The 12,105-nt window shown below is 45.0% G+C and carries 13 protein-coding genes; 2 read left to right on the forward strand and 11 right to left on the reverse strand.

The genetic code is table 11. From position 1 onward, the window contains the following. Positions 1-16 precede the first annotated feature (16 nt). From FZD51_RS18005 to FZD51_RS18030, 6 genes are all read right to left on the reverse strand, one after another. A complete protein-coding gene (locus tag FZD51_RS18005; RefSeq protein WP_148976034.1) occupies positions 17-2,077 on the reverse strand; it encodes a beta-galactosidase in 2,061 nt (686 codons plus the stop codon). Positions 2,078-2,103: 26 nt separating this feature from the next. Next, positions 2,104-2,952: a galactooligosaccharide ABC transporter permease GanQ gene (locus FZD51_RS18010; RefSeq protein WP_101552059.1), complete on the reverse strand. Its 849-nt coding sequence runs from the start codon at positions 2,950-2,952 to the stop codon at positions 2,104-2,106. Between the two features lie 2 nt (positions 2,953-2,954). After that, positions 2,955-4,211, reverse strand: coding sequence for a galactooligosaccharide ABC transporter permease GanP (locus tag FZD51_RS18015; protein ID WP_101552060.1), 1,257 nt, complete (start codon positions 4,209-4,211; stop codon positions 2,955-2,957). Between the two features lie 101 nt (positions 4,212-4,312). Further along, positions 4,313-5,596, reverse strand: coding sequence for a galactooligosaccharide ABC transporter substrate-binding protein GanS (locus FZD51_RS18020; protein WP_148976120.1), 1,284 nt, complete (start codon positions 5,594-5,596; stop codon positions 4,313-4,315). 178 nt (positions 5,597-5,774) lie between these two features. After that, positions 5,775-6,767 (reverse strand): LacI family DNA-binding transcriptional regulator, encoded by a 993-nt coding sequence (locus FZD51_RS18025; RefSeq protein WP_101552062.1) that lies wholly within the window; start codon positions 6,765-6,767, stop codon positions 5,775-5,777. A gap of 282 nt (positions 6,768-7,049) precedes the next feature. Continuing rightward, complete coding sequence (locus FZD51_RS18030; RefSeq protein WP_148976035.1) at positions 7,050-7,367, reverse strand: YrhK family protein; 318 nt, start codon at positions 7,365-7,367, stop codon at positions 7,050-7,052. A 132-nt stretch (positions 7,368-7,499) separates the two neighbouring features. On the opposite strand from FZD51_RS18030, the gene FZD51_RS18035 reads away from it, so the two are divergent. Together FZD51_RS18035 and FZD51_RS18040 are read left to right on the forward strand one after the other, a co-directional pair. Continuing rightward, the gene (locus FZD51_RS18035) at positions 7,500-8,045 is read left to right on the forward strand and encodes an RNA polymerase sigma factor (protein ID WP_148976036.1); all 546 of its coding nucleotides are present in this window, start codon (positions 7,500-7,502) and stop codon (positions 8,043-8,045) included. An 82-nt stretch (positions 8,046-8,127) separates the two neighbouring features. After that, positions 8,128-8,715, forward strand: coding sequence for a hypothetical protein (locus FZD51_RS18040; protein ID WP_148976037.1), 588 nt, complete (start codon positions 8,128-8,130; stop codon positions 8,713-8,715). 135 nt (positions 8,716-8,850) lie between these two features. Here FZD51_RS18040 and FZD51_RS18045 read toward each other — a convergent pair whose 3' ends face one another. From FZD51_RS18045 to FZD51_RS18065, 5 genes are all read right to left on the reverse strand, one after another. Further along, a complete protein-coding gene (locus tag FZD51_RS18045) occupies positions 8,851-9,189 on the reverse strand; it encodes a DnaJ family domain-containing protein (RefSeq protein WP_009792478.1) in 339 nt (112 codons plus the stop codon). A 90-nt stretch (positions 9,190-9,279) separates the two neighbouring features. Next, positions 9,280-9,768: a methylated-DNA--[protein]-cysteine S-methyltransferase gene (locus tag FZD51_RS18050; protein ID WP_101552064.1), complete on the reverse strand. Its 489-nt coding sequence runs from the start codon at positions 9,766-9,768 to the stop codon at positions 9,280-9,282. Then, positions 9,761-10,660, reverse strand: coding sequence for a DNA-3-methyladenine glycosylase family protein (locus tag FZD51_RS18055; RefSeq protein ID WP_148976038.1), 900 nt, complete (start codon positions 10,658-10,660; stop codon positions 9,761-9,763). The genes FZD51_RS18050 and FZD51_RS18055 overlap by 8 nt, the downstream gene beginning before the upstream one ends. Next, on the reverse strand, positions 10,657-11,196 hold the full coding sequence (locus tag FZD51_RS18060) for a bifunctional transcriptional activator/DNA repair enzyme AdaA (protein WP_187445821.1): 540 nt from the start codon (positions 11,194-11,196) through the stop codon (positions 10,657-10,659). Before FZD51_RS18060 ends, FZD51_RS18055 begins: the two co-directional genes overlap by 4 nt. A gap of 212 nt (positions 11,197-11,408) precedes the next feature. Beyond that, complete coding sequence (locus FZD51_RS18065; RefSeq protein WP_148976040.1) at positions 11,409-12,083, reverse strand: YdeI/OmpD-associated family protein; 675 nt, start codon at positions 12,081-12,083, stop codon at positions 11,409-11,411. Between the last annotated feature and the right edge of the window lie 22 nt (positions 12,084-12,105).

Here is a 12,105-nt window from a genome sequence, read left to right on the forward strand (position 1 = left end):
GATCACCCCTTTCTTTTTATCTGGTTCTTTCTGCTATTCTAACTTCGTACGGTTTCAAAGTGATTTCGCCGGACAGTTCTTCATTTGTCTGAATCTCTTTTGCCTGCTGCTCAAAAACCACAGCTTGCTTCTCTTCAGTAAAGTTCATGACAAATATATAATCCTTCTCCTCATCCTGCCTTACCTGCACAGAAACCCCGCTCTCATGCTTAACAGGGAAAGCGGCCTTTAAGTCCAATTCAGCCATCAATCCGCTGTAAAAATCACGTTGGAACTGAGCATCCAGGCGACCCCCGATATAATACGCATTTCCTTCTTTAAACTGGTGGCTTGCGACAGCCGGGAGACCGGCATAAAAATCCTGTTCGTATATCCCGTCGGCTTTGGCACCGGCCAGTTCTATCACAGTCGCATAATCTTTCAGCACATATTGTTTGTTTTTATATGTTACCGTGTTGCTGTCCCCAGGATATAAAGTATCAGTCTCGACAGGCTTTAGCCCGAAGGTTTCCTGGAGGTCCACCGGCCATCCGCCGAAATGAACCAGGTCATTTTCGTCCACTACACCGCTGATATAGGACATGACCAGCGTACCGCCGCCGGCCACAAAGGATTTCAGCCTAGCAATCGTTTCTTTGCTTGCCAGATACAGCATCGGGGCGATAATCAGCTTGTATGCCGTGAAATCCTGCTCTTTCGTGATGATATCGACTGGAATATCTTTCTCCCAGAAGGTGCGGTAATGCTCCTGCAGTGTTTGCGGATATTGTTTCGTTTCCAGACCGAACCCCTGGGCATCGTTCAGGGCCCAATTGCTTTCCCAGTCATACAGGATGGCAGCTTCAGCAGGGCGGCTGGTTCCTACGACAGCAGAAAGCTTTTCAAGAGTTTCACCCACTGCCGCGACTTCCTTGAAGACCCGGTTATCGGCACTATTATCATGGTCTACAACCGCTCCATGGAACTTCTCAGATGACCCCCTTGACTTGCGCCATTGAAAATACATAACGCTGTCAGATCCGTGGGCGATCATCTGCATGGAAGATAAAAGGTGCATGCCGGGACGCTTCGCTTTGTTCACAGGGTGCCAGTTTACAGCGCTTGGCGTAGACTCCATCAGCAGAAACGGCTGCTGTTTCAGACTGCGGTATAAATCATCGATAAAAGCTGTCTTCATGGCAAGATTCGCTGTGGATTCCCAGTCATTATGCCAGGCAGGATAGGCATCCCAGCTGATGACATCCAGATGCTGGGCAAACTTGGAATAATCAAGGGCCTGGAACGGGATAAGATCCATTGTATCTGCCATGAAATTGGTTGTGATTGGAATACCGGGTGTAATCTCCCTTAAAGGTACGATTTCGTTTTTATAAAAAGAGATCGTCTGGTCTGTTATAAAGCGGCGCCAATCCAGGTTAAGGCCGTGAACGGCATTTTCCCCGATCGGCGAAGGGGACTCGATCTGTTCCCAATCGCTGAAAGTATGGCTCCAGAAAGGACCCCACCAGGCGTCATTCAATGCTTTGAGATTATGATTGTATTTCTCTTTCAGCCAGTTCCGGAAGGCTGCCTGGCAGCTGCTGCAGTGGCATTCCCCGCCATACTCATTGGAAATGTGCCACATCAGGAGCGCAGTGTGGCCTGCATATCTTTCAGCAAGGAGCCTGTTGATCTTCCGAGTTTTCTCGCGGTAGACCTCAGACGTAAAGCAATGGTTGTGCCTGCCGCCATGAAGCTGTTTGACCCTCTCCCCGTTTACCCTGAGGACCTCAGGATACTTCTGCGACATCCATGCAGGTCGGGCGCCGCTTGGAGTAGCAAGGATTACCTTGCCGCCGATTCCGTCGATATTATTGATGATCTCATCAAGCCATTCGAAGGTAAAATGCCCTTCCTCAGGTTCAAGGGCGCTCCAGGCGAAGATCCCCACTGAAAAGGTATTTGTATGCGCAAGCTTCATCAATTTGATGTCATCGGCCAGTATATCAGGGCGGTCCAGCCACTGATCAGGATTATAATCGCCTCCATGAAGCATAAAATCCGCTTTTGTCACTTGTGTTTTCTTTAGTGTTGACATTTAAACTCTCCTTCCGGTGCAGCTTATCAGCCTTTCGTTCCTCCAGCCGTCAATCCAGACACAAAGTGCTTCTGAAGCACGATGAAAATGATGGCGATTGGAATACTGATCAAGATGGCACCCGCTGCAAAAGTTGTATAACTCGCACCCATTACCTCATTCACCAGATTGTACAATCCAATGGGAAGTGTATAGGACTCAGGTGTTCTAAGGATGGTAGAAGACAATACAAAATCCCCGAGCGGGCCCGTGAACCCGTTCATCGCCACGACAGCTATCATCGGTTTCGATAACGGCATAAGAATCTGAAAGAAAATCCTTGTATTGCTGGCGCCGTCAATCTTGGCACTTTCATCAAGATCAAGCGGGATGGAATCCATATATCCCTTCATCAGATACGTATTCATCGGGATCTGCCCCCCGATATAAAGCAGGATCAGCAGCCAGTGGCTGTTCATCATTCCCAGCAATTGAGCCAGAACAAACAAGGCAATCAATGCTGAAAATTGCGGGATCATCTGCAGGAGAAGGAATAAGGTCAGTGCATTCTTCCTACCCTTAAAACGGAATCTGGAAAAAGCATACGCTGTAAAGGAAACGCTCAAAATGGTCCCGATCATAGTAAAAATACTGATTTTCAAAGAGTTAAGATACCATTGGCCATACTGGAGGCTGTCTTTGCCGGCAAACAGTTCCCTATAATGATCCAGCGTCGGATTCTCCGGAATGATGGATGTACTGATCAAACTATTGCCCGGGTTGAAGCTTGCCCCTACTGTCCAAAGGAGGGGATAAATAATGATCACCGACATGGCTATCAAAATGAAATATAAAATAAAGAGGTGCACGAACTTTCTCTTTTTCACATTCGCCATCTTTAAGCCCCCTCTTTAAATGAGTTCGTCCGCCTGAATTGCCATAGGGCAATCGCTATAACAAAAACAGACAGCAGAATCGTCAAGGCTGCAGCAAGCGAATATTGGCTGGACTGCATCGTCAGCTTATAGATCCATGACACCAGAATATCAGTACCGCCCGCTGTTGAACCGGCGCTTGCCGGGCCGCCGCCATTAAATAGATAGATAATATTGAAGTTATTAAAATTGAACGTGAATTGCGTGATGATGATCGGTGCCATTGCAATCAGGATCATAGGCATCGTAATAAACCTGAACTTCGCGAAAACGGAGGCCCCGTCAATGGTTGCCGCCTCATACAAATCATCCGGAATGGATTGCAGAACTCCCGTCGTCACAAGGAAAATATACGGAAATCCGAGCCAGCCCTGCATAAGGATCAAAGCAAGCCTCGACCAGTTCGCATCCGTCATCCAAGGCACAGGGTCTATTCCAAGTGCCGCCAGGATATCGTTATTGATCGCTCCAAAGCTGTCATTGAAAAGCCCGGCAAAGATCAGGATCGTAACAAATCCAGGAACTGCCCACGGCAGCACCAAGACTGTCCGGAAAAATTTCTTGAACTTAATGTCCTTGTTGTTCACGATGACCGCCATCAAGATGCCCAGGCAAACCTGCAGCGAAGAAGCTGCCAGAGTCCAGACAACCGTCCAGGCAAGTACGTCAAAGAAGGTTGCGCGCCAGATATCAACCGTAAAAATCTGGGCAAACGTTTCAAGGCCCACCCAGTCTGCCAGATTGGCAGGAGGTGAGTGATAGAGATCATAGTTGGTAAATGCCAGCGCAAAACTGAATAAGATTGGGAAGATGACCGCAAAAATCAGGATGAACAAAGAAGGACCGCTGATTACATATGGATAGCCCTGTGAAATCAGATTTTGGTACTGATCTTTAAGAGAATTGAGCTTCCTGTTTTCATCTCTCAATCTTCCATTCACAAAAGCATCACGCAAATTGAAATAATATAATCCGAGCCCAAAGCAAGTAACTATGATGGCTATGATTCCTTCAGCCAGCAAAAAGATCGAATTGTCACGGGGGACTTCCGTTCCCAGAGTGAAGATTCCCCAGAAACCCATATTCAGCAGGTCACCGAAAACAAGGAAGAAGGATGCCCCCAGAAGAAGCAGCAGAAGGCCTTTCACCCATTGCTTATTGTAAAACTGGCCCGCTCCGGGGATGATGGATAACAGCAAGGCTTTTCGACTATGTGACACTGTTTTTCACCTCTTTAACCAATATCCAAATGGATGGTTTTCTTGTCACTAACATAAATGGTGCCAAACCATGTAACCGTTTGGCACCATTATTCTTTTAATTATTTTTTGCCGTGCTTCGCTTCGATCTGGCCTTTGATTGTGCCGGCAGCCTGATCTAACGCCTCATTTGGCTCCGCTTTGCCTGTAGCAATCGTTTGCAGTGCCGCATCGGCAGGAGTCCACACTTCGTTCATTTCCGGAATATTAGGCGTCAGTTCAGAATACTGGGCCTGTTCCGCAACTGCCTGGGCAGCTTCGCTTTCTGTTACTACCGGATCATCAGCCAACGCCTGGACAGCCGGCACTTCTTTAGTGATTTCATATCTCGCTTTTGAGTTTTCCTCATTTGCCAGGAATTCGACTAAATCCTCAGCAAGCCCGGCATTCTTGGAATAAGAGCTGACATTATAACTCTTTACACCTATAAACGAGCTCATATTCTCACCATTCTCAAGTGCCGGAAGTTTGGCTACGCCATAGTTGACGCCTGCTTTGGCGAATGGCTCAATATTCCATGGACCGGAAATGATGGCAGCCGCCTTGCCTTCCGTGAAAAGGGATTCCAGAACATTGATTCCCTGCTCCCCTATGATCCCAGCCGGGAAAAGACCTTCTTTATAAAATTTCTGGATAACTTTGGCGCCTTCGACTGCTCCTTCATTATTAAGGCCAATGTCAGCTGGATCATAATTACCGCTGTCATCACGGCCAAAGATATATCCGCCGTAACCGCTCATGACGCTTTGGGCATAATAAATCTGGTCAAACAGAGCAAGGAATCCAAACGTTTTGCCATCTGAAGTTTCTTTTGAAAAGTCATACCATTCTTCCAGCGTCTGAGGAAGTTCCTCATCTGAAACCAGGTCTTTATTGTAATAGAGCATTGTTGTCTCCACTGCTTTAGGGAGGCCATATGCCTTTTCATTGACAATTTGGGATTGCATCGCTGCATCCGTATAGATAGATTTCACTTCATCCCCCACAGAAAGTTCCTTGATCAACCCTTCTGTTACTGCTGTCCCGATTTGATCTCCAGGCATAGTCAGTACATCCGGGCCTGTGCCAGCAGGACCGTCTAAACGCAGATTTTCAATTTGCTGTGCGTATGGTTTTTCCACCACTTTAATTGTTACATCATTATCTTCTTCAAATTTAGCAATGGCATCTTTAATGCCGTCAGACTTCTCTATATCTTCCCAAACCAGCAAATCATAGCCGTTCTTACCCGCTGTTTCTTTCTTTCCTGACGAATCACTGCTGCTTTCCTGAGGGCCGCAAGCCACTAACGATAAACTTAAAGCAATACCGCTCATGATGCCGAAATACTTTTTAACATTTTTCATCATTGACACCCCTTCTTTATAATTGACTATTCTGAAATCCTTATGAAAGCGTTTTACTAAAATTAATATAGCATCACTAGGAAAATATGTCTATATTAATTTACTAAATATAAGTAAAAATTTTTACGAAAAAAAAAGAAAAAACGCCTCCTAATGGAGACGCCTACTTACAGAAAGCTTAATCAGCACTTTTTCTGACAATCAATTCCGAACCTAAATATAAGGTTTTTACATATTTCCGCTTTTCCACCAGCTGCTCCAGCAGCATTTCCAAAGCATTTTTGCAAAGCTCCTTTGTATCAATATGGAAAGTGGTGAGCGGCGGAGATACATATTTAGCCACACTGATATTATTCACACTGATAACGCTTACGTTATTGGGAATGGCATAGCCATGCTCATTTAATGCCTGCAGGCAGCCGACCGCAATGGGGTCTGCTGCAATAAAGAAGGCAGAAGGAAGATTGCCCCCCAGCTTGCTGATGGCTTCACTCATTAATTTGTATCCATTCTCCACGGAAAATCCTCTATGGCAGAAAATATATTCTTCCTTCAGCAGTCCTTTCTCTTCCATATAAGTCCTGAAGGTTCTCTCACGAAGATCCATTTCTTCTCCGCCGGTGTTAGGATTATGAAAAGTGCCGCCAACAAAGCCTATATCGCTGTGCCCTTTATCCATAAAGAAATCAACTGTCCTTTTCGTTATCTGAGCGAGATCCGGCCTGACCGAATCATAAATATTCGGCTCAGGGGTCGAGTCTATAAATACTCCATTCTTAGTTAGTCCCTTTAGATGTTCAAGCTCTTTATCGGAAAAAGTCCCTACTGCGATAAAGCCTTCTATATCTTCGGGAATGCGATTGATACCTTCTGATATTTTATAGGTTTCCAATTCAACATTCATCTGCTTCGCAAGTTTTTCCACTTCCAGCCTCATCGACTTAAAGTATACATCTTCCAGTTCTTCAATGTCTGTAAGCCAATACAAAAAAGCAATATTCTTTACGAGCGGCCTAATTGTTTTCTTGCGATAATTAAGCTTTTCTGCCGCCTCATAAATTTTTTCCCGGGTCTCATCCGGCACTGAAAGGCTTTGATCATTATTCAAAACGCGGGAGACGGTCGAAATCGAAAACCCCGCTTCCTCTGCAATCCCTTTAATTGTCGCCATTAACCCTCCGCCTCCTCTTCAAACGCAAACTGCAGCTTCTTTTCCTATTCCAAATCTCCGCATACAGCAGTTCAAGCATCTTAAGTAAAATATTTTACTTACATTTTACTTATAATACACTACTGCAGTCAAGGAGATTAAAAATCCTTCAAATTTCTTCCTCTTCTTTTATTGTATATTCTTCTGCAGTGAGCGACAACCTGGTATAAGGAAATTGAAAATCATATGCCATTGTGTAAATAAAAATCGAGAGACAGCGTTAGCTTCTCCCGACCACAGCTGTTATTCATTTTCCCGTTCCTTCCATCTTCCTTTACCGCTGCCCGGCTTAATGCTCCTGATATGCAAGTCCTTCAATATATTCAAAACCGCCCTGGCAATCATCAGGACACTGCCAGCGAGGAAAAATGATATAGCTATTCTTTGATCCACATCAGTTAAATACAGGATGCTTCCGATAAAATATAAGACACCAAGAAAGAAATCATTCAGCCAGGAAAGCAGATTATACCTTTTTTCCACAATCATTTTGTACTTCCCTACCTGAATATACACATCCTCATCATTATCATACACCTTTTTTTCGATCTGCAATGCCATCACCCTCCCATTGGGGTTTTCCCTTTTATTTTCAATAGATACCTGTTATTTTTTAGAAATTTCCTTTTAAAAACAGAACTTTTTGTACGCTTATTCGTCTACACATTGAAAACATCGGAAGGAGGGCGCAAAATGGACCGCCCAAAAGCTGAAGAAATAGAAGATTGGTATGAATCATACAGCAGTTTGTTATTCAAGTATCTATTTTTAATGACTAATAATAGCCAGACTGCTGAAGACCTGACACAAGAAACATTTCTAAAAGCTTTTCAAAAGTACGAATCTTTCAAACGGGACTCAAGCCCCAAAACTTGGCTCTTTAAGCTTGCCTATCATACAGCCATAGATTATTTACGAAGGAGAAAAGCCTTAACCATGATTAAGGGCTTTTTACTGGCCTCACCCCAAGACACCGGGCCGACTCCTGAAGAAGTACTGCTGGTAAAGGAGCGATCAATTGAATTATTCACTTCCATTACAGCTCTAAAGGAAACCTACCGTTCTGTCATTATACTCAGAAAGATACAGGGGTTCTCTATTGAGGAAACATCAGAAATCCTGGGCTGGTCTGTAAGCAAAGTAAAATCCACCACATATAGAGCATTACAGGCCTTGGAAAAAGAATTAATAAAAGGAGGCTGGAATTATGCGGAAGTCATGGGAAGAGAGGAATATTGAAGAAAAGCTTAGCATACTGCAAGAGGACATTATCTGGGGCCCTGCCAGAAAACAGGAGCTAAAGAAATCCCTTTTGAGAAGTATGTATAAAACCAAGAACACAGTAAAATACAAAAGATTAGCCAGCTATGCGGCAAGCCTTGTTTTGTTTGCAGCAATGATAGGTGTTGGTTACCAGACTCTTTACAAAAGTACCAATTTTGAAAGCTCTTCTCCTAACATTGCTCTATATGAGTACAAGGAAAATGCAGGGAAGATGACAAAGGTTTTGACAAATGAGGGCTGGGAAAAACTTTATTTTCCTGTAAATGCGCATCAAAAGATATCTTCTATTACCGGCACTCCCTCTATTTCTCTTTCAAAGCAGAATGCAGGTATTACTGTTCTAGCCTTTTACCCAACAAAAAATGATGAACAAATCTCTGCCCATACAATCTTCAACGAAACAGATCCCTCCATACATATAGAGAAGATCAGAGGAATGTACGGTGATAAAATAAAAGAGTTAGAAGTGGAAGGGCACTGGGCGTCTGTCTACCAATCGAAATACAGCCCCCCCCAGCTGATTATTGTGGCAAATAAATTCACCTACTATTTATCAGGAGCAGAAGAAGAAACATTGATTCAGCTCGCAGAATTGATTGATTTTGATAAAGAAATATACTGGTAAATTTAATGGGGTTCATTTAGATGGAACCCCCTCTATATCCTGCCTTCAACATAAACCCAAGCGAGATGGCAGATTGATCTCTTGCCCTAACTTATGCAAAATAAAAAGCCGCCCGCAAGCAGCTGTTAAAGTCCCCTATACCTGCCATATCCTCTTTGCCTGTTCCAGGTCATGGAAGCGGATAATGTTTTTCTGCATCGGCGGGGGGCATGCCATATTGTATTTCCTGATCTTTTCGTTAATAGCAGCAGCATCCTGCTCTGAGTGGCATGCATGGACCATTTCGGAGATTTCTTTCTGGAGCTTGAGCCAAGGCGGCAAATAACCCGCATCCTTGGCGATTTTCTGAAAACGCTGGTAGGTATCCTGCTCCAAATACTCTTTAGGCAGCGGCTTTCCTTTACCGCTGAAGTTATCTTTTTCACCTGCATTTTCAAGAATATCGCCAATTAAATCGTTGTATTTCCTGTCCATGGAAGGCCTCCCATCATAGCGTTTCACTATTATATTATCATTATTTTCAAAATATTAACATAATGTGCAAGACTGCCGGACAGCTTTTTCTCAGCTCTTCTTGCTAAAATGCTTTCGTTCATGCTCCAAAAGCCACTCTTTCCTCCATATCCCACCCGCATAGCCGGTCATCGTCCCATTTGTGCCAATGATCCGGTGGCAGGGGAGCACAATGCTCAGCTTATTTCTTCCGTTTGCTGTCCCTACTGCCCTTACCGCCTTTTCGTTTTCAATCAGGGAGGCAATATCCTTGTAGGTGCCTGTGCTGGCATATGGAATGGAAGTTAAAGCATTCCAGACACGCTGCTGAAAATCAGTCCCCTGCAGCATATATGGAAAAGTAAATTCCCTGCGCTCCCCTTTGAAATATTCGTCCAGCTGCTGCCAGCATTCTTTAATGGCTTCAGGAAACCATTTTTCCAGAGGGTATTCCGCTTTTTCACGATCTGTAAATAATATTGAGACAACAGCCTGCTCATTGCCGGCAATTTCAATGGTGCCGATCGGCGATTCGTAATCAGCCCGATATACTTCACTCATATAAAGACCTCCAAAAATAAAAGACTGCATAAGCCTGCCAGCCTGCCCACCGGCTTGCGGCTTTTTCAATTTCTTCGATGGATGGCTTTCTGTCTAAGCCCATCTGCTGCTTTAAGGCGTTCTGAAGCCCCGCGTCCCCTATCGGGAAAGCGGAAGGGTCGAGCAGGCATTTCATCCTTACATAATCTGCGGTCCACGCCCCGACTCCTTTAAGAGAGATCAATTTATCTCTTGCCCCCGGCTGGCCTAACAGATCATCCTTTTTCAGCTTTTTTTCTGCCATCAGCTTTGCAATCCCAATAATGTATTCCGCTTTCCGGCCTGTAAACTGCAGCTGCTTCAGCTCCTCCGGTTCAAGGCCAGCAATCATCCCTGGTTCAGGAAATAACCAAAAGCACCTGCCCTGATAAGGAAAGCATGTCCCATACTTTTCGGTGAATGCCTTTTTCAGCTTATAGGCGAAGGTGAGATTGATCTGCTGGCCGATGACCGCCCAGACAAGCGCTTCAAATAAATCCGGTATTCCTATGATCCTCAGTCCGCCATACCGTTCTGCCAGACTCTTCAGAAGAGGGTCACGGGCGGACATCCTTACAAAACCACTTGCATCACGCTTTAAATCAAGCCACTCTTCAATAAAGGCTGCTGCCTTCTTTCTTCCATTATGGGATGGAGGCCCAAGCAGAAAGCTAGCTTGAAGATGGGTTTCTGTAGAGCTTAGCTTCAGAAGGATCACTTCCCCATCAAAGATAATCCCCTTAAAAACTGCAGAACCTTCAACATAATGGAGGATCTCCTGGCTTGACCTGCCCAGGAAGATGAGGGCTTCACTGAAAGAAAAATGAGCAGGCAGCTCCAGCTCCATTGAAGACTGATCGTCTTTCCACCTCATTCCTGAGTCACCTGCTTTCGTTTGCGGTATTCACTTGGCGTGCAGCCATTCAACTTCCGGAAGCTTTTATAAAAACTTGAAGGGCTGTGAAATCCTGCTTCAAAGCATATCTCCAAATTCGTCAGCCCGGAGTGAACCAGCAGATGGGCAGCTTTATCCACCCGGACCTTTTCCAGGTATCCGCGCGGTGTTTCCGATGTTTCCTCTTTAAATAACCGTTCCAGATAGAATGCACTCATCCCTGCATCCTCCGCAATATCCTGCAGCGTCACTTTTTCCCCATAATGATTGATCAGAAAAGCAACGACCTTCCGGACCAGCCCGACTTGAGGGGAATGCTCCACTTCCGGCTGGCACCTTTTACAGGCCCGATAGCCTTTCCGCTCCGCCTCCGCTTTACTAAAATAGAATTCAACATTGATCTTTTTCGGCTTCCTTGACCGGCAGGATGGCCTGCAATAGATTTTGGTTGTTTTCACTGCTGTAAAAAAGAGGCCGTCATATGTCCGGTCACATGCCAGGATTTTTTCCCACATCTCTTCAAAAGACAAAGAAACCTTCTCCAACCTACTCCCTCCTGTCCATCTGCTTTGTATGGCCATTTTACAGGATAAAGCTGCCGGTTTCGTCTTCAATCTTGCTGTTATGGTCCATGCTCTGCAAATCATCATCCGTGTACGGAGGCTTGCAGGAAAACAGAATTATTGTCCGCCTTCTGCTTTTAGGCTGTACAGACAGCGTGAGATTCTTACGAACGGTCTCTCCTGTACAAATCCCTGCTTTTATATCCTTCCGCCATGATCATTTTCATCTCTTCCCGCCTTTTATCCCTTGTTGCTTCCTGCTTGGCACTGTAGACATACCTGGCCCAGTCCTTCCGGTACCCCGGGGTAAGGGACTGGTAGAATGAGAGCAGCTCAGGCCGGTCTTCTAGATCTTTCTCTACCTCAGGAATCTGATCGATATAATCATCCACACATTGGCTTGCCTTGGCAGAGGCTTTATTTTTTCCGTCCGGATCTTCTTTAAGCCCCACTACCGTAAACACCTCATCAAGCCCCACCATCCGGGAGAATTTGATGCTGCTACCGTTAACATAGCCATCCTCATCAGCTCCCAGGCCCGAGAGCAGTTCATCACGATGGATGAAGCTGCCGTACACCTTATTGCCCTTTTTCGGATAAGCTAAGTACAGATAGCCGCCAGGCTCCAGATAACGGTCATTTATGATTTCAGAAACAGTTTCCTGCAGGGAAGGCATATCGAGTACAAATGCAAAAACCAGGTCGTAGGAAGCACCTTCTGCAAGCCTGGTACTATAACCCTCCAGTTCAGGTAAATAGTTCTTTCCTTCAGGCATATGGAGAACGGCTGCCTTTTTGTACTTTAATAGATTCAATTTTTCAGCGATTGTTTTAGCCATAAGCTTTTCTCCTGTGTCCTTA

Origin of the sequence: Bacillus infantis, assembly GCF_008180445.1 — a bacterium.
Classification (GTDB): Bacteria; Bacillota; Bacilli; order Bacillales; family Cytobacillaceae; genus Bacillus_AB; species Bacillus_AB infantis_B.

What these genes read in the sequence shown, in the direction of transcription:
- FZD51_RS18005 (WP_148976034.1), bottom strand. Translation starts at nt 2,077, where the DNA reads ATGTCAACACTAAAGAAAACACAAGTGACAAAAGCGGATTTTATGCTT.
- FZD51_RS18010 (WP_101552059.1), bottom strand. Translation starts at nt 2,952, where the DNA reads ATGGCGAATGTGAAAAAGAGAAAGTTCGTGCACCTCTTTATTTTATAT.
- FZD51_RS18020 (WP_148976120.1), bottom strand. Translation starts at nt 5,596, where the DNA reads ATGAAAAATGTTAAAAAGTATTTCGGCATCATGAGCGGTATTGCTTTA.
- FZD51_RS18025 (WP_101552062.1), bottom strand. Translation starts at nt 6,767, where the DNA reads ATGGCGACAATTAAAGGGATTGCAGAGGAAGCGGGGTTTTCGATTTCG.
- FZD51_RS18030 (WP_148976035.1), bottom strand. Translation starts at nt 7,367, where the DNA reads ATGGCATTGCAGATCGAAAAAAAGGTGTATGATAATGATGAGGATGTG.
- FZD51_RS18035 (WP_148976036.1), top strand. Translation starts at nt 7,500, where the DNA reads ATGGACCGCCCAAAAGCTGAAGAAATAGAAGATTGGTATGAATCATAC.
- FZD51_RS18040 (WP_148976037.1), top strand. Translation starts at nt 8,128, where the DNA reads ATGTATAAAACCAAGAACACAGTAAAATACAAAAGATTAGCCAGCTAT.
- FZD51_RS18045 (WP_009792478.1), bottom strand. Translation starts at nt 9,189, where the DNA reads ATGGACAGGAAATACAACGATTTAATTGGCGATATTCTTGAAAATGCA.
- FZD51_RS18050 (WP_101552064.1), bottom strand. Translation starts at nt 9,768, where the DNA reads ATGAGTGAAGTATATCGGGCTGATTACGAATCGCCGATCGGCACCATT.
- FZD51_RS18055 (WP_148976038.1), bottom strand. Translation starts at nt 10,660, where the DNA reads ATGAGGTGGAAAGACGATCAGTCTTCAATGGAGCTGGAGCTGCCTGCT.
- FZD51_RS18060 (WP_187445821.1), bottom strand. Translation starts at nt 11,196, where the DNA reads ATGTGGGAAAAAATCCTGGCATGTGACCGGACATATGACGGCCTCTTT.
- FZD51_RS18065 (WP_148976040.1), bottom strand. Translation starts at nt 12,083, where the DNA reads ATGGCTAAAACAATCGCTGAAAAATTGAATCTATTAAAGTACAAAAAG.